The organism is Kribbella sp. NPDC006257 (assembly GCF_040613535.1).
In the GTDB taxonomy this organism is placed as follows: Bacteria; Actinomycetota; Actinomycetes; order Propionibacteriales; family Kribbellaceae; genus Kribbella.
Genome location: NZ_JBEXSJ010000025.1, coordinates 1 through 16,804, shown reverse-complemented (window position 1 = coordinate 16,804; position 16,804 = coordinate 1). Strand labels below are relative to the sequence as shown.

Sequence of the window (16,804 nt, the reverse complement as noted above, 5' to 3'; positions counted from 1 at the left end):
GTTGATGTGGTGGTGGGACCCAACCGGTCCGGTCGGTCTGGGGGTAGACAGGGTGTGTCGACGATGACGGATCAGCGGACAGGTGCGACGGCTCCCCCCGCGGACGGGCCGGCCTTCGTCGACTGGGTGCGACCGCACCTGGCCGCGATGGCCAGGGTCGCCGCGCGGCTCGCGGTGGGCGCGGACCGCGACGACATCGTGCAGGAGTCACTGGCCCGGGCGTGGCTGAAACGCGACCAGTTCGACGACTCCCGCGGTACGGCGTCGTCGTGGTTGCTGGCGATCACCGCGGACCAGGCACGCAAGGCGGCCCGCAAGCTGCGCCCGGTCGCCGAGCTCGACGACCACGACGAACCCGAGGATCGCCAGGACGTGGAAGGGCGGGTGGACGTGGCCGAAGCGCTCACCACGTTGTCGGCCCGCCAGCGGCTCGCCGTGGACTGTTACTACTTCGCTGACCTGTCGATCACTGACACGGCAGCCGTGATGGGTTGCTCCGAAGGCACCGTCAAATCAACTCTTTCCGATGCGCGGGCCCGCCTGCGCTCCTTGCTGGAGGTCAGCGAATGAGCCCGACCGACGAGGTCGACGACCTGCTGACGGAGGCCGGCGCCCGCTGGCGGTCCGGTCAGCCGTCCCCGCCCGAACCCGACCTGGACCGGATCCTCCGGCCGAAGAAGCCGCGCCGCTGGCTGGTCCCGGCGCTCGCCGCCGCCAGCGTCGCCGTGATCGCCACGGCCGCGCTCGTCGTCCTGCCGGACAGGGACGACCACGCCCCGACGGTTGCCCAGGGCAAGCAGTCCCAGGGTTTCGGGGCGTTGAGCTCCCCGGCCACAGCCAAGAAGCATCCGTTGCAGGTGCGCAACGGCGACCGGGTCCAGGTCGACGGCCAGGTCATCGCAGCCCCTGGCAAGCCCGTCGTCTACTGCATCCCCGTCGCCACGGATCTCCCGGCGATCGTCGGCGAAGGTCCGAAGGCGCCGAAGTGTGCGCAGGGTGCCGAAATCACCGTGACCGGCGTGGTCGTCGACAAGTTGCCCCAGCTGACCACGGTCCAGGGCGTGCAGTCCGGATTCGCCCACCTGGAAGGGATCTGGACCGACGGGAAGATCGCCGTCGACAAGCAGGGCCCGGTCGTGAACAAGCCGATCGACCTCGGCAAGGTGCCGTGCGCCCCGCCGGCCGGCGGCTGGAAGCCGGGCGAGACCAACGACCTGGTCACCGCGGCGGTCGCGGCCTTCGTCGACGCGCGTCCCAGCCAGCTGCAGGAGATCTCGATCGGCTGGCCGAACGGGATCCCGGCCGGCAACGGCACCCCGACCGGCCCGAGCGTGCTGATGATCGGCGTGGCCCACGGTGATCTCGCCCAGATCCGGCAGTTGGTCGCGCCGCTGGTCAAGGGCAACCTGTGCGTGCGGCAGGTCAAGCTCAGCAAGTCGGAGATCGAGAAGCTCCGCAATCAGCTCGCCGCTATCCCGGCCTCCGTCCTGAAGCCGCTCAGCTACGGCGGCGGCGTCGGCGACCACCCGGTCAACGTCGACCTGGTCGTCCTCGACGACAAGGCGGTCACCGCCCTCGAACCGCTGGGCCTGGACAACCTGAACATCGAACCGGTCATCCGTCCGGCAACCTGAGCACCGAATCGGTCAGCTGAGTAGGTCGACCAAGGCATCGCCGCGGGGTGTGCGCTGGATGCGCACCTCGCGGCCGACGCGTCGCCGGACCACCAGACCGGCTGACGCCAGCTGAGTGCAGTGGTACGTCGCGGTGCTCGGCCCCGCATCCAGTTGCTCGGCCACCCCGCCCATGCTGCTCGGCCGATCCAGTGCCCGCAGGATCGCGGCCCGGATCGGCCCGAGCAACAGGCTCAGGCTGTCGGCGGCCGCCGCGACCGGTCCTGCCCCGAGCCGGTCCAGCCCCGGCACCGGGTACCCGAGCCAGGCCCGATCCGGCTCGTCGAGGTTGAACACGGACGCGGCCGACCCGGACACCAGCGGCACCAGGACCAGCGGGCGATCGGAGAGTTCGACGCGATACGGGTGCCGGTCGGAGAGGTAGAGCGTCTGGTCGGCGTACCGGACTCTGCTGCTCAGGTTGGACAGCAGCACGTCCAGGCCGCCGGTGACCACGGCTGCGCCGATCCGCTCGGCCTCGCGGGTCCGGAGGGCGGTGGACTGCTGCCAGATCGGGCTGTACGCCTTCCAGGCAGCGGTCAGCACCTTCACATACAGGTTGGTCCATTGCCTCGGCCGGCGCAGCGCGCCTCGCCACGGCGCCGGCGGCTCGCCCGGTGCCAGCATCTCGACGCCTTCGCTCAGCTCGTCCGGAGACAGGTCGGCGACCCGGGTGAGCTGGTCCTCGACGGGGGAGCCGTCGATTCCCAGCGGCGTCAGGCAGGCGGGCAGCAGGGCCCGGGTGCGGTCGAACATCGGGGTCACGGCCTGGGCGGCGTCGGCCGGCAGCGCCCGGCGTACGGTCCGGATCCAGTCCGGCGCGATGCCCTGCCGGGGACCGCCGAGCGCATCGACGACGATCGAGATCAGGCTGGCTGTCGGCGCCGGGGCGACCGCGATCCGGACCCGGTCGAGATCACCCAGGACGAGCTCGGTGTGCCGGGGACTGTGGGTCTGCGGTGCGACGCCGTCCGCCGCGGATTGCACCGTCATCGGGGTGGCCACCCTCCGCTCGGGGAATTCTTGTCTAGACCAAAATAGGTCACCCCGGGGGTCGGTACAGACCACAATAGAGCGGCGGACAGGCCCTTTTGGTGCCCGCCGAAAGGGTTGACGGCAGCCGGACGGCAGGCCGCGGCAGCCAGACGGCAGGTCAGCGTTGGTGGAAGAAGTCGACCAGTACGCGGGCGGTCGCGGCCGGCTGGTCGATCGCGGGGGAGTGGCCGGCGTCCGCGATCACCTGCGCGTGGACACCGAGGGCCTCGGCCATCGCGTCCTGGACTTCCTGCGGCCAGCCGTCGTCGGTTTCGCCGTAGACGACCTGGGCGCGGACGCCGGACTTCGCCAGCTGGTCGGTCCGGTCGTCGGTGTCCAGCAGCCGCTTGGTGATCTCCGCGAGGCTGATCGGTGTGTTGCCGGTGAACCGCTTCCGCAGGAATGCGGCGACCTCTTCGGCCGGCGCGACGTACGCCGGGTCGTTGCTGTCGTGCTCCAGCTTCAGGTCGTAGACCTGCTCGATCGGCAGGTTCTCCAGACCGAACGCGAGCATCTGCAGCCCCTGCCGCTTCACCTCGTCGCTGAAGGCGGCCGGGCCCGAGCACAGCAGCGTGATGGTGGAGAAGACGCTCGGGTCGGTCAGCACCGCCTCGCGTGCGACCAGGCCGCCGAACGAGTGCCCGACCAGCTGGCTGTACCCACCGAGCGCCCGGCTCATCGCGACCACGTCCGCGCCGAACTCGGCCAGCCCGTACGCCGAAGCGTCGGCCGGCCCGGGTGTTTCGTACTGCCCGCGTTGGTCCACTGCCACGGTGATCCACCCGTACCGCGCGAGGTGGTGCACCAGGGGGGTGAAATCTTCCTTGCTGCCGGTCCAGCCCGGGACCAGCAGGACCGTGCCGAGCGGCGTACCGACATCCGGCTTGGCCTGCAGCGTGGCGAAGCTGCCACGGTCGGTCTCGAGGGTCGCGGGGTGCACCCCGTCGGGCAACGTCAGCGTGCGCGGAGTACTCACGAACCCAACCGTATCCGGTCCCGCGTTGCGTCCGAAGAAGTGGACGGGACGTCCCTCCGCTTCTTCGGACGCAAGCAATCGCCGGGGTGCGGTACGGGGCGTTCCGTGGTGCGGCACAATGACGGGCGTGCCTCGCACACTCGCGGTTGCCAACCAGAAGGGCGGCGTGGCCAAGACGACCACGGTTGCCTCACTCGGAGCTGCCCTGGTGGAACTCGGTCAGCGCGTGCTGCTGGTCGACCTCGATCCCCAGGCCTGCCTGACGTTCTCGCTCGGCATCGATCCCGAAGACCTGGACAAATCCATCCATCACGTGTTGCTCGGTGGGGTGAAAGCACGCGACGTATTGGTCGGCACCGACGAGGGTCCGGACCTCTTACCGGCCACGATCGAGCTGGCGACGGCCGACGTCCGGCTGGCGGCCGAGAGCGGACCGGAGCAGATGGTCCGTACGGCGCTACGGCCGCTGCGTACGGCGTACGACTGGATCCTGATCGACTGCCCGCCGACCCTCGGGCTGCTCACCGTGAACGGGTTGTCGGCGGCGTCCGACGTACTGATTCCCTTGCAGTGCGAGACTCTGGCGCATCGCGGGGTCGGCCAGTTGCTCGACACGATCCACGATGTCCAGCAGCTGACCAACCCCGGTCTGGAGATCCTCGGCGTACTGCCAACGCTGTACGACGGCCGTACGACGCACGCTCGGGCCGTCCTCGACACGATCGCCGAGACGTACTCGCTGATCGTGCTGGGGCCGCCGATCCCGAAGTCGATCCGCTTCGCCGAGGCGCCGGCGATCGGCCGGACGATCCTCTCGACCGCCTCCCGCACCGCCGGCGCCGACGCCTACCGCAAGGTCGCCGCCAACCTGCTCTAGTGTCCTGAGTCGGAAGTTCGTGCACATCTCCGGCGCCCAGGCACGCACCTCACCACCGGAGCTGAAGCACGACCCTCCGACTCAGGACACTAGCTGTTCTTGTCCGGGTACGGCGGCAATGAGGTGGATCCACCAGCTGGAGCCGCGGCCGGCGTCCTGCGGAGGCGGTGGCGGAAGCGCCAGAGCGGGATGCCGATCAGGGCGAAGGCGATCAGGAACGGTAGCAGCGCGCCGAGCATCGTCAGCAGGACGGTGACGGTTGCCGCGAACGCCTTCCAGCCGTCCTTCAGGCCGCCGACGAAGCCGGTCTCGTCCTTCTTCGGTGCCGGTGGGGCCTTGCCGGGTTCGGTCATGGTGAGGTTGAGCGTCGCGAGTTCGGTCTGGCCGGCGAGCGCCTTCTGCTTGGCCAGCAAGGATTCGAGGTCGGCCTCGCGCCGGGTCAGCTCGGACTCGACCGAGACGATCTCGCCGATCGTGGTCGCCTTCGCGAGCAGCGCGCGCATCCGGTCCAGGCTGGCCTTCTGCGAGGAGATCCGGCTGGCGACATCGACCACGGACTCGGTCGCGTCGGTGGACTCCTGCTGGATCGCGGTCCGCTTCCCCAGTCCGGACAGCCGCTGGATCGCGATCTCGTACTGCGCGGTCGGTACCTTCAGCGTCAGACTCGACCGGGTGATCCGGCCGTCGCTGTCGCTGCCGGAATTCTCGTTCGTGACCAGGCCGTCCAGCGCCGTGACGATGCCGATCGCCTTCTGCCGTTGGGCATCCACGTCCGCCGTCTCGACGCTGAGCGAACCGGTCTTGATGATCGCCCGGGTCACCGTCGGCTGGTTGTTCGCCGTACCGCCCGCTTTCGAGTCGGTCGGCGCCTTGCCGTCCGTTGCCGCGGCACCTTGTTTTTGTTCGGGTGCCACCGCGGCATCGCCCGTGCCGCTGCCGCCGGAGCTGCTGCTGTCGCCGCCGGCGCTGCAGCCGGACAGCACTACGGCCGCGGCCAGGATCACTCCTGCTACCGCGGCCGTCCAACGAGTCCTCGTCATCGCCCCACCCTTTCCCGCCATGGATCAATGTCTGACCTAGGACGGGTGGGAAGGCGGCGTTCGTTGCGCGAGACCGGTCACCGTTCAGCCACGAACCGGTCTCGCTTTCGTACTGCTTACTCCGGTGCGGTGAACGTGGGGAGGACCGCCGAGGCCTTCTTGGCCCGCTTCGGCTTCTCCTCGGCGACAGGCACCTCAGCCGCCTTCTTCACAGCCCGCTTCCGAGTCGCCTTCTTGACCGGCACCTCATCAGCCGCCTTCTCAGCAGCCACCTCAACCTGCGGCTTACCCTCAGCACTAGCCTTAGCCGCCCGCTTCCGAGGCGCCTTCACCGGAGCATCTTCGCTGACCTCAGCGACGGCCTTGGTGGCGCGCTTCCGGGTCCGGGGAGCCTTCGGGGCCTCCTCGGCTACTGCTGGCACTTCACTGACCTGCGGCGTTGTTTCGGTCGACTCCGCAGCTGGGCTCGCTGTGGCGCGCTTGCGGGTCCGCTTCCGTGCCGGTGCTTGTTCCTCGACCGGAGCTTCGACGGACTCGACCTTGGGCTCAGCGATCTTCGCCTCGGCGACCTCGGAGGCGGGGGCCTCGGTGGTGGCTGCCTCGGACGCGTTCGTCGTACGGCGGCGGGTGCGTTGGCGGGATTTGCGGGCGACCTCGGCGGCCTGGGTCGAGGACTCGACGGTCGGCGGCACCTCGGTCTTCGCGGTGACGTCGTCCTCGGACTTCGGCTGCGTCGCCGCGGCCTCGCCCTCGACGACCCGCCCACTGCGCGTCCGCCGACGGTTGCGGCTGTTGCGCTTGCGGGTCGACCGCTGGCCGGACTCACCGTCGCTCTTGTGCTCACCGCGGGACGGCTCGCTCCGCACGTGCTCACCGCGCCCACCACGGGCGTCCTCGCCGCGCGAACCACGGCCGTCACCTTCGTGCCGGCGGGCCGGGCGTTCCCGGGGAGCGCGTTCCTCGGCCGGGCGGGCCGGCTTGATCCGGCCCTTCGCCTCGGTCGGGATGCCGAGGTCGTGGTACAGCTCCGGTGACGTGGAGTAGATCTCCTGCGGTTCGTCGTACGGAAGGTCGAGTGCCTTGTTGATCGTCTTCCAGCGGACGATGTCCGGCCAGTCGACGAACGTGACGGCGATCCCGCTCGCGCCGGCCCGGCCGGTGCGGCCGATCCGGTGCACGTACGCCTTCTCGTCCTCCGGGCAGGTGTTGTTGATGACGTGCGTGACGCCCTCGACATCGATGCCGCGGGCAGCGACATCGGTGCAGACGAGGACGTCGACCTTGTCCCCACGGAACCTGGTCAGCGCGCGCTCACGGGCCTGCTGGTTCAGGTCGCCGTGGATCGCCGCCGCCTTGAAGCCGCGGTCGATCAGGTCGTCGGTCAGCCGGGACGCCTCGCGCTTGGTCCGGCAGAAGATCATCACCCGGCCGCGGTCGTCGGCCTGCAGGATGCGGGCGACCACCTCGGGCTTGTCCAGGTCGTGCGCGCGGTAGACGAACTGCGCGGTGGCCGGCACCATCTGCGAGTCGTCGTGCGACTCGGCCCGGATGTTCAGCGGGTGCCGCATGTGCGTCCGGGCCAAGGTGATGACCGCGGACGGCATGGTTGCCGAGAACAACATCGTCTGGCGCAGCTCGGGGGTCTTGCGCAGGATGCGTTCGACGTCGGGCAGGAAGCCGAGGTCGAGCATCTCGTCGGCCTCGTCCAGGACGAGCACCTTGATGTGCGACAGGTCGAGCACGCCGCGGTTGGCGAGGTCGAGCAGGCGCCCCGGCGTACCGACGACGACGTCGACACCGGCCTTGAGCGCGTCCAGTTGCGGGTCGTAGGCGACACCGCCGTAGATGGTGAGAACCCGGACGGTCCGCACGGTCGATGCGGTGACGAGGTCCTTGGCGACCTGGATGGTCAGCTCGCGGGTCGGGGTGACGACCAGCGCTTGCGGCTTGCCGGGCGCGGCCAGCTCCTCGTAGTCGGCTTCGCCGGGGGAGATGGTGCGCTGCAGCAGCGGGATACCGAACCCGAGGGTCTTACCGGTACCGGTTCGGGCCTGGCCGATCAGGTCGGTCCCCATCAGTGCGATGGGAAGCGTCATCTCCTGGATCGGAAAGGGCTCCACGATGTTGACGCGATCGAGCGCGTCGCAGATCTCGGGCAGGACGCCGAGCTCTCGGAAGGTGGTCAGGCTGATCGCCTCTCACATGCTTGTACGGACAGTTGCAGCAGGGCCGGGCGCCAGGGGCGGATCGACTCGATCCACCCTCGAATTTCACGGCGCGGGACACTGTGCAAGCGGCTCGCACCAGCTGCCCATCTGGGCGCGTCACCGGCGAAACACCCCCCAGTGTAGCGGGAATACCCGCCACGGCCGCCCGCGCACATTCCGCCTCCGGCGCCGCTGTCCCGATATGGTGCGGGTCATGACCGAACTGACGGCCTTTGATGATCCCGCCTACCGGGCCGCGGCGGTGGATCTGCTGGGCGTGCTGGCGTACGGCGAACTGACGGCGTTCGAGCGGATCGCCGAGGACGCGAAGCTCGCGCCGACGCTCGACGACAAGGCCCAGCTGGCCCAGCTGGCGACCACCGAGTTCGGGCACTTCGTCCAGCTCCGGGACCGGCTGGTCGCGCTCGGCGTGGACCCGATGGACGCGATGCAGCCGTTCGTCACCCCGCTGGACGCGTTCCACGACCACACCGCGCCGTCGGACTGGCTCGAGGGCCTGGTCAAGGCGTACGTCGGCGACGGTCTCGCGAACGACTTCTACCGCGAGGTCGCGGCGTACGTCGACGCCGAGACCCGCGCCCTGGTGCTGGAGGTCTTCGCCGACTCCGGCCAGGCCGAGTTCGTCGTCGACCGGGTCCGCGCCGCCATCGAGGAAGACCCCAAACTAGGCGGCCGCCTGGCCCTCTGGGGCCGCCGCCTGGTCGGCGAGGCCCTGAGCCAGGCCCAACGAATAGCCGCCGACCGAGACCCCCTAGCAGCCCTCCTGGCCGGCTCCGTAGACCGCCCCGGCCTCGACCTGGCCGCCATCGGCCGGATGTTCACCCGCCTCACCGAAGCCCACACCGCCCGAATGACAGCCCTAGGCCTCCAAGCCTGACCCCACCTTCGGGATCTCGTACGTCGCGGCTCCCCGTACCCGTCTTGGGAATTTCCGGGTACTCGCCATCCGCACTATAGTGCTGACATGGGTACTATAGTGCGGATATCGGCACTATAGTGTTGGGATGGATCTGTCGCGACCGGTGAGCACAGTGGTTCCCAGCCTGGATGGGCCGGTGCTCGCGGTTCTGGCTCGCACAACGCGACCGTTGACTGGTCGGCAGATCCAGCAATTGGCGTCCTCCGGTAGTGAGAGCGGCACGCGCAAGGTGCTGCGCAGACTTTCGTCCACAGGGCTGGTAAATGCCACCGAGGTTGGCGCCAGTACGCAGTACCTTCTCAATCGAGAGCATCTAGCTGCTGATGCCGTGATCGAGCTGCTGAATCTTCGCGGCAAGTTGATCGAACACATGCGAGATGCGATCGACGTTGAGTGGATCGGGAAGCCACTGACGGCAAGCTTGTTCGGCTCGGTGGCGCGAGGAGACGGCGGGCTGGACAGCGACATCGATCTTCTTGTCGTGCGCCAGGTCGATGAAATCCATCCGCAGTGGGAGCAGCAACTCAGCTCGCTAGCTGAGCGGGTTCATCGATGGACAGGAAACCACCTCCAGGTCTATGACGTCAGCCGGACCGAGCTTCTTGCTCATTTCGCGGCCAACGAGTCAATCGTCAATGACTGGCTCCGCGACTGCGTCACCGTCTACGGACAGGACTTCCGACAGCTCCGAAACCGACTCATGCATGGGGGACCTGACGATTGATGCGGCCAAGTGGACGGACTGAGGATTGTGGCGCGGGCCAGGCCCGCATCCGGCTGAGCCAGGCCAGGGCATTCCTGGACGCTGCTGACCTGATCGGCCTCGAGGAAGATGAACTCGCGAGCGACAACGTGGTCGCTGCCCTGGCTGTACTTGCCGGCATCGCTGCTGCAGATGCGGCCTGCGGTGCCACCCTGGGTCGCAGGTCGAGAGGGCAGGATCATCGCCAGGCGATCCAGCTGGTCGAGCAAGCCGGTCCCGATGGAAAATCTCTCGCGCGTGCCCTGGGTCGCCTGCTCGACGTCAAAGATGGAGCGCACTACGGCATGGTGTTTGTGAGCGCTGCACAGGCGAAGGCGGCGTTCCGCAATGCAAGCACGCTCGTCGATGGAGCCACGAAGTTGTTGACCTAGCGTACGGCGTACATGCAGAGCGGCCGCCTGCCCCGGGGAGGGGTGGCGGCCGCTGGGGTGAGGTTGGTTAGACGGTTGATCTTGAGCGGCTCTGGTAGCCGGCGATGACGGCGACCACGATGACGGCGCAGATGACCTGGATCAGGTACTGCGTCCAGTCCGGTCCGCTGGTGTCTTTGACGCCGAGCGCCTTGGCGATCAGGCCGCCGATGAAGGCACCGATGCCGCCACCGAGGATGGTCCAGCCGAGGCTGATGTTCTGCTTGCCGGGCAGAATGAGCCGGGCAAGCGGCCCGAAGATGATGCCTGCGATCAGGCTGACGATGAGCATCCAGACCCAGTACACGGTTCCTCCTAGAGGGATGACTGACCTGCAGCCATCCTGGTGCCCTGCCTTAAACGGTCAGTCCACCAGACCCGCAGGTCTACTCCTCATCGTCCTCGGATCGTCGCCCTCTGCAACCGGGACACGCGGCTGAGCCTCAACCGTTGCGAACCCGACCCCGAAGCCGGCCGTCGTGGCCGGCTCTGGGACGGGGCTGAGACTGCGTCCGTACTGCGTGGTGCAGGCGCTCAGATGGCGCCGAAGCCGACCTTGCGGCTGGAGACCTCACCGATCTCGACATAGGCGAGCCGGTCCGCCGGGACCAGCAGTTTGCGGCCCTTCTCGTCGGTCAGGGACAACAGGTTGCTCTTACCGCTGAACGCGTCCGCCACGACCTGCTCGACCTCGGCCGGGCTCAGTTCGCTTTCCAGTACCAATTCGCGATTGGCGTGCTGGACGCCGATCTTGACCTCCACGAAACCCTCCCGGGCGCGTTCCGACCGGCGGCTCTCGCCGGTACCCGATTCGAGCCTATCCGTTGCCGGACCCCAGCTCTCACCAGTCCGCCCAGAGCAGAACCACCAACAGCTCCCAAGGGAGCAGGCGGCAGCCTGCAGTACGGGTCAGGACTCGGTACGGGGGAAGCCTCGGATGCCTCGCCAGGCCAGGCTGGCCACCAGGTCGGCGGCTTGTTCCTGCGCCAGCGTCGGGTTGTCGGCGGCCAGCCAGTAGCGGGCGCTGACCTGTGCCATCCCGACCAGGCTGACGGCGAGCACCATCGACTGTTCCTTGTTCAGCCCCGCGTCCGCGCTGATCACCTCGGAACACGCCTCGGCGCACGCGTGCGTCACCCGGTCGACCCGCTCCCGCACAGCCGGCTCGTTGGTCAGATCCGACTCGAACACCAGCCGGAACGCGCCCTGGGCGTTCGCGACGTACTCGTAGAAGGCGTGGATCGTCGCGCCGACCCGCTCCTTGTTGTCCTCGGTCGACCGCAGCGCCTCGCGGACGGACGCGACGATCGCCTCGCAGGAGCTGTCCAGCAACGCCAGATACAGATCCAGTTTGCCGGGGAAGTGCTGGTACAGGACGGGCTTCGAGACGCCGGCGCGGTCGGCGATGTCGTCCATCGCGGCGGCGTGGTAGCCGTTCGCGACGAAGACTTCCTGGGCCGCCTCGAGCAGTTGCGCGCGGCGGGCCAGCCGCGGCAGGCGGCTGCCGCGTTTGGGCGCAGTCTCCGGTGTCGTCGACACGTCGGCTCCTTCGGTGTTGCGGTCCGGAAGCCGGTGGCCCCCGGGTAGTTGAAGCGAATCCTACCTAGCGGTAGTCGTCCTCGCCCGCTTCGCCGATCGTTCGGTGCTGTTCGTCGACGTCGGCCGGGTCCGCCTCGTCCGGCAGATCGGCCTCGCTGTCGATCAGTTCCTCCAGACCAGCGGCCGGCTGGTATTGCTCCAGGACATCCGCCTCGGGTGCCTCGTCCGGCACCTCGACGATGCTGTCCGGTACGTCGGGATCGCTGCTCATCCAGGACTCTCCTCTCACGGAATGCGTGGACCGGTACCCAGGTCGTGAAGGTTAAGACGGCAACGGCCGCGGATCGTCGTACAGGCCGTCCAGCACGTCGCCGTACTCCTCGATCCGGGCCAGCACGTCGGCAGGCAGGAAGGTGAGTTCTTCCACTGTGGTCGCCGCGGCCACTTCGTCCCAGTCGATGGGTGTCGAGACCCGCGGTTCGTCGGCGCCGCGCAGCGAGTACGGCGCGAGCGTGGTCTTCGCGCCGGCGTTCTGGCTCCAATCGATGAACACCTTGCCCGGCCGGAGTGCCTTCGTCATCGTCGCCGTCACGTTCTCCGGCAACGCCTCGGCGAGCTGCTCCGCCAACAGCTTGGCAAATGCGCTTGTACTACGGGACGTCGCCGGCTCGATCGGTACGTAGAGGTGCATCCCCTTGTTTCCGGACGTTTTCGGCCACCCTTCGAGGCCGAAGTGGTTCAGCAGTTCGCGCAATGCCAGGGCGACGTCGCAGCACTCGACGATGGTCGCGCCGGGGCCCGGGTCGAGGTCGAACACGATCAGGTCGGCGGTGGGAGTCTTCCCGTCATCGGACAACCCGATCCGCCACTGCGGAACGTGCAGCTCGAGCGCGGCCAGGTTGGCGAGCCAGACGATCGTCGGTACGTCGTCCGCGACCACGAACTCCGCCTCGTCCCGCCCCGTGGAACTACCAGGGGTAGGCAGTGTCACCCTGCGGACCCAGTCCGGCGTACCGCGGGGTGCGTTCTTCTCGAAGAAGTACGCCGCGCCGGTCCCGTCGGGCCAGCGCTTGCGGGTCAGCGGGCGGTCGGACAGGTGTGGCAGGAGCAGCGGCGCCACCTGGTGGTAATAGTCGATCACCTCGGCCTTGGTGAACCCGGTCTGCGGATAGAGCACCTTGCCGAGGTTGGTGAGCTTCATCGTCTGACCGTCGACCTCGGTCGTCACCTGCGTCTCTGCCATGTTTCCCAGTGTCCATTCTCAACCGGTTCTACTATGGTTTCGTGGAAGGTTACGGGGCAGTAACTGGCACGACCCCCAACCCCGAGCCAAGCGAGGGCGCTTCGGTGCCGTTGGGGACGCAGGAATGGCCGGCCCGCAGGGTGTCGGTCGCGGGCGTTGAGCTGCTGGTCAGGGACACGCCGGGGGCGGCGAAGGACCTGCCGCCGGCTTTGTACGTCCACGGACTCGGTGGCTCGTCGCTGAACTGGACCGCACTCGGGCTGTTGCTCAACGACACGGTGCGCGGTCTCGCGCCGGACCTGCCCGGTTTCGGGCAGACGCCGCGGCTGCAGGGAATCGGTGGGATCCGGCAGCAGGCGGCCTTGCTCGCGCAGCTGATGGACCAGGAGTTCGACCAGCCGGCCCACGTGTTCGGTAACTCGATGGGTGGCGCGGCGGCGGTCGCATTGGCGGCGCTCCGACCGGATCGGGTCGCTTCGCTGACCTTGGTCTCACCGGCGTTGCCGCATCCGCGGCCGTCGGCGATCGCGGTCTGGTTCACCGCACTGGCCACTCCACGGCTGGGCAGGGCGGTGCTGGACCGGACCAAGAGGATCCCGTTCGACCGGCGGCTGGAGGCCGGGCTGTCGATGGTTTTCGGCGATCCTCGTGCGCTCCCGCCGGAGATCCGGACCATCTACGAGAATGAGCTGCACCGGCGCGACGAGCAGCCGTGGGGAGCCCAGGCGACCCTCGACGGCGCCCGCAGCATCCTGCTCTCGTACCTCGCTCCGCCGCGCCGCTCGCTCTGGGCCGACGCGGCCAAGATCCAAGTCCCGGTGCAGCTGATCTACGGCGGCAAGGACCGCCTGGTCGACGCACGGATCCGGACCAAGGCCCAGCGGGCGTTCCCGAACGCACGACTTCTCTACCTGCCGCAGTCCGGCCATGTCGCCCAGATGGAGCATCCGGAACTGGTCGAGAAAGCGTTCCGCCAGCTGGTCGCGTGATCAGTTGGCAACGAACCTGCGATCCAATCGCGCGCAAGCGCGGCGGCAGACAAGGCAGCATCGTCGGCAGCGACTGACCTGTTAACAGTTCGGTGGGGGAGTTGGCACCTACCCAGGTAGCCACTTGTGAGGCCCAGGTCATCCGGGGGGATGATCTTGTGCCGGGTTCCGTGAATCCGACAACCCGCTAGCTGTGCCAGGAGTCAGTGGCTTTGATCTGTCTGCTGACGAAAGGATCGTTGTGCGGGTATTCGGAAGACTGGGGCTTGCAGTCGTGCTGCTCGGCGGCGCACTGCTCGGACCCGCCACCCAGGCTCACGCCGAGAACACTCCACCCCCGGGCCGGAACTGGTCGGTGAAGCCAGTTGCCGGGGGCTACGAACTGAAACTGCGGCTGGACGCGCCCGCGCCGCTGCGCGACGCGTTGCCGATGATCGCCATCGACGGGAAGCCGGTGGGCGTCGCGACGACGTCACCGGATCAGCGAACCGCCACCGTGGTGAGTTCCGACCCGGCGCTGGCGAATGCCAAGGACGTCCAGCTCATCTGGTCGACCGACGGTATTACTGATGCCAAGGACACCAAGCGCAGCCGGGCCAAGGCCGGCCCGACCGACGCCGATTGGCTGAAGGCGCCGAAGGGTCCGCTACTGTCCGCGGATCCCGGTGCCGCCGGCAAATATGCGGTCGAGACCTCGGAGTACAACCTCGGTGACGAGGCTGTCTATCTGCCCGGCCTGAAGCACAAGTCCGAAGTACGGGGCAAGGTCTATGCGCCGAAGGGCGCGCCGGGTGCGCGGCCGCTGGTGATCTTCCTGCACGGCCGGCACTCGGTCTGTTACGGCGAGGCGACCGAGCCGTCGGACAAGCCGTGGCCGTGCGCGCCCGGCGAGAAGCCGATCCCGAGCTATCAGGGGTACGACGGTCCGGCCAAGGCGCTCGCGAGCAACGGCTACCAGGTCGTCTCGATCAGTGCCAACGCGATCAATGGCTGGGACAGCGATGTCGTCGACACCGGTGCGCAGGCGCGGGCCGAGCTGATCCTGGACCATCTGGACCTGTGGAAGAAGTGGTCCACGCTCGGTGGTGGCCCGTTCGGATCGAAGTTCGTCGGCAAGGTCGACCTGACCACTGTCGGCCTGATGGGTCACTCCCGGGGCGGCGAAGGCGTCGCGCGTGCCGCAGTACTGAATGCCGATCGGGGCGGGAAGTACGGGATCCGCGCGGTGCTGCCGCTGGCGCCGACCGACTTCGCCCGGGCCACGCTGCCCGGCGTCGCGATGAGCGTCATCCTGCCGTACTGCGACGGCGACGTCTCCGACCTGCAGGGGCAGAAGTTCTACGACGACACCCGGTACTCCGTGAACGGCGACACCGCACCGCGGTCGACCGTGACGGTGCTCGGCGCGAACCACAACTTCTTCAACACCGAGTGGACCCCGGGCCAGTCCGTGGCGCCATCGGACGACGACTGGTACGGCGACGCGAACGACAAGACGTCACCGTGCGGCGCGAAGTACGCGGGCCGGTTGACGCCGAAGCAGCAGCAGGCCGTCGGTACGGCGTACGTGGCAGGCTTCTTCCGGTTGCAGCTCGGGCACGAGAAGCAGTTCTTCGGGCTGCTCGACGGATCGAACAGCAGGGCGGCCTCGGCGGGCAACTCCGTCGTACGGGTTGTTGCTCAGGCTCCTGCCGGTAGCCGGCGGGATCTGAACCACTTCGACAAGGCGCTGCCCTATGGAGCTGTCAGTGGAAGCGCCAAGGCAGTTGTTTGTGCGGGTGTCGATGCGCCGGCCGGTCGCGCGGCGGCTGCCACGCCCAAGTGTGTGAAGAGCGAGGACGGTTCGCAGTCGCCGCATTGGGTCGAGGCCTACCTCGCGGCGAAGACGCCGACCACCGCGGTCACCAAGCTGACCTGGACCGGCAAGAACGGCGTCGTGCGGGTGCCGCTGACCGCGGCCCAGCGCGACGTACGCCGGTACGCCGCCCTCTCGTTCCGCGCGGCGCCGGACCCGGCGGGTGCGCCTCGTACGGACCTGAGCATCCGGGTCGTGGACGGTAAGGGGCACGCGGTCTCGATCCCGGCATCGACACTGGGCGACGCGCTGGTGCGCATGCCCGGATCGAACGACAGCGGGCTGCCGAAGAACCTGCTGCGCACGGTGCGGATCCCGGTCTCCTCGCTGAAGGGGATCGACCTACGCGACGTACGGGCGGTCGAGCTGCGGACCGACCGGACTGCTACCGGATCCGTGTTCGTGAGCGATCTGGCGTTCTCGAAGCCGGATCTGGGGAGGTCGGCGCCGTCGCGGCTGCCGCAGTTGTCGGCGTCGAGCATCGGGAAGATCCCCGAGGGCGACAGTGGCAGCAAGACGGTGAACTTCTGGGTGACGCTGTCTCGGCCTTCGCCGCGTCCGGTGAGCGTGTACGCCGAGACGAACGGCAACCTGAGCAGTTCGGTGAGTGAGATCGCCGAGCACCTGGTGTTCAAGCCGGGGGAGACGCGGAAGAAGGTCCCGGTGACGATCACCGGCAACAAGCGGGACAGCGACGATGCCGAGTTCAGCCTGGTGCTGTCCGCGCCGACGGAAGGGCTGCTGGCGCGGTCGTTCGGCGACGGCATTGTGGTCGACGACGATCCGACGCCGACGATGACGGTCGGGCCGGGGACTGCTGCCGAGAACGCCGGCACGATCAAGTTCCCGATCAAGCTGTCGTCGCCGAGTGACAACTACGTCTTCGTCTCCGGCACGCTGAAGAGCGGGACCGCAGTACTCGGCAAGGACTTCCGCAGCCCGTACGACGACGGCAGCGAGCCGCAACCGGTCGACTACATCGACGGCTCGGTCGAACCCGGCCAGACCAGCGGCACACTCGAGGTCACCCTCCTCGACGACAAGCTCAAAGAGTCGCCGGAAACCTTCACCGTCAATCTCACCGAGGCCGGCGGCGGCGAAATCAACCTCCCCCTCAACCTCACCGGCACCATCACCGACAACGACTGACCACCCCCAACCCAGCAGCCCCGAAGACTCCCACTCCGGGGCTGCTGCATTTCCGCACCGCACCGCACGCACGCGCGCACCGCGCCGCACGCGCGCCGCGCGGTGCCC

The 16,804-nt window shown here is 68.2% G+C and carries 17 protein-coding genes; 8 read left to right on the top strand and 9 right to left on the bottom strand.

The genetic code is table 11. From position 1 onward, the window contains the following. The first annotated feature begins 63 nt into the window (after positions 1-63). The gene (locus ABZ004_RS26905; protein ID WP_355683835.1) at positions 64-570 is read left to right on the top strand and encodes an RNA polymerase sigma factor; all 507 of its coding nucleotides are present in this window, start codon (positions 64-66) and stop codon (positions 568-570) included. Continuing rightward, on the top strand, positions 567-1,634 hold the full coding sequence (locus ABZ004_RS26900) for a hypothetical protein (RefSeq protein ID WP_355683834.1): 1,068 nt from the start codon (positions 567-569) through the stop codon (positions 1,632-1,634). Before ABZ004_RS26905 ends, ABZ004_RS26900 begins: the two co-directional genes overlap by 4 nt. Before the next feature lie 12 nt (positions 1,635-1,646). Here the strand turns inward: ABZ004_RS26900 and ABZ004_RS26895 are convergent, their stop codons facing one another. Both ABZ004_RS26895 and ABZ004_RS26890 read right to left on the bottom strand, forming a co-directional pair. Then, positions 1,647-2,666 (bottom strand): helix-turn-helix domain-containing protein, encoded by a 1,020-nt coding sequence (locus ABZ004_RS26895; protein WP_355683833.1) that lies wholly within the window; start codon positions 2,664-2,666, stop codon positions 1,647-1,649. Positions 2,667-2,826: 160 nt separating this feature from the next. Next, positions 2,827-3,684, bottom strand: coding sequence for an alpha/beta hydrolase (locus ABZ004_RS26890; protein WP_355683832.1), 858 nt, complete (start codon positions 3,682-3,684; stop codon positions 2,827-2,829). A gap of 118 nt (positions 3,685-3,802) precedes the next feature. Here ABZ004_RS26890 and ABZ004_RS26885 point away from each other — a divergent pair, with 118 nt between their 5' ends. Next, positions 3,803-4,561: an AAA family ATPase gene (locus tag ABZ004_RS26885; RefSeq protein ID WP_355683831.1), complete on the top strand. Its 759-nt coding sequence runs from the start codon at positions 3,803-3,805 to the stop codon at positions 4,559-4,561. A gap of 89 nt (positions 4,562-4,650) precedes the next feature. Here ABZ004_RS26885 and ABZ004_RS26880 read toward each other — a convergent pair whose 3' ends face one another. Together ABZ004_RS26880 and ABZ004_RS26875 are read right to left on the bottom strand one after the other, a co-directional pair. Further along, complete coding sequence (locus ABZ004_RS26880; RefSeq protein WP_355683830.1) at positions 4,651-5,601, bottom strand: DUF4349 domain-containing protein; 951 nt, start codon at positions 5,599-5,601, stop codon at positions 4,651-4,653. Positions 5,602-5,717: 116 nt separating this feature from the next. After that, a complete protein-coding gene (locus ABZ004_RS26875) occupies positions 5,718-7,697 on the bottom strand; it encodes a DEAD/DEAH box helicase (RefSeq protein ID WP_355683829.1) in 1,980 nt (659 codons plus the stop codon). A gap of 325 nt (positions 7,698-8,022) precedes the next feature. Between ABZ004_RS26875 and ABZ004_RS26870 the strand changes: the two genes are divergently transcribed. From ABZ004_RS26870 to ABZ004_RS26860, 3 genes are all read left to right on the top strand, one after another. Continuing rightward, positions 8,023-8,706: a ferritin-like fold-containing protein gene (locus ABZ004_RS26870; RefSeq protein WP_355683828.1), complete on the top strand. Its 684-nt coding sequence runs from the start codon at positions 8,023-8,025 to the stop codon at positions 8,704-8,706. Between the two features lie 127 nt (positions 8,707-8,833). After that, complete coding sequence (locus ABZ004_RS26865) at positions 8,834-9,472, top strand: nucleotidyltransferase domain-containing protein (RefSeq protein ID WP_355683827.1); 639 nt, start codon at positions 8,834-8,836, stop codon at positions 9,470-9,472. Then, positions 9,472-9,882, top strand: a complete 411-nt coding sequence (locus ABZ004_RS26860) for a hypothetical protein (protein WP_355683826.1) — start codon at positions 9,472-9,474, stop codon at positions 9,880-9,882. Before ABZ004_RS26865 ends, ABZ004_RS26860 begins: the two co-directional genes overlap by 1 nt. A 67-nt stretch (positions 9,883-9,949) precedes the next feature. Here the strand turns inward: ABZ004_RS26860 and ABZ004_RS26855 are convergent, their stop codons facing one another. The 5 genes from ABZ004_RS26855 to ligD form a co-directional block, all read right to left on the bottom strand. Next, positions 9,950-10,228, bottom strand: coding sequence for a GlsB/YeaQ/YmgE family stress response membrane protein (locus ABZ004_RS26855; protein WP_355683825.1), 279 nt, complete (start codon positions 10,226-10,228; stop codon positions 9,950-9,952). A 227-nt stretch (positions 10,229-10,455) separates the two neighbouring features. Beyond that, a complete protein-coding gene (locus ABZ004_RS26850; RefSeq protein ID WP_112244045.1) occupies positions 10,456-10,683 on the bottom strand; it encodes a DUF3107 domain-containing protein in 228 nt (75 codons plus the stop codon). 147 nt (positions 10,684-10,830) lie between these two features. Beyond that, entirely contained in the window at positions 10,831-11,460 is a 630-nt protein-coding gene (locus ABZ004_RS26845) for a TetR/AcrR family transcriptional regulator (protein ID WP_355683824.1), read from the bottom strand. A 64-nt stretch (positions 11,461-11,524) separates the two neighbouring features. Beyond that, the gene (locus ABZ004_RS26840) at positions 11,525-11,731 is read right to left on the bottom strand and encodes a hypothetical protein (protein ID WP_355683823.1); all 207 of its coding nucleotides are present in this window, start codon (positions 11,729-11,731) and stop codon (positions 11,525-11,527) included. A gap of 51 nt (positions 11,732-11,782) precedes the next feature. After that, on the bottom strand, positions 11,783-12,703 hold the full coding sequence (gene ligD, locus ABZ004_RS26835; protein ID WP_355683822.1) for a non-homologous end-joining DNA ligase: 921 nt from the start codon (positions 12,701-12,703) through the stop codon (positions 11,783-11,785). Positions 12,704-12,744: 41 nt separating this feature from the next. Between ligD and ABZ004_RS26830 the strand changes: the two genes are divergently transcribed. After that, positions 12,745-13,692: an alpha/beta hydrolase gene (locus tag ABZ004_RS26830; RefSeq protein WP_355683821.1), complete on the top strand. Its 948-nt coding sequence runs from the start codon at positions 12,745-12,747 to the stop codon at positions 13,690-13,692. A 241-nt stretch (positions 13,693-13,933) separates the two neighbouring features. Next, positions 13,934-16,696, top strand: coding sequence for a Calx-beta domain-containing protein (locus ABZ004_RS26825; protein WP_355683820.1), 2,763 nt, complete (start codon positions 13,934-13,936; stop codon positions 16,694-16,696). Positions 16,697-16,804: the final 108 nt, after the last annotated feature.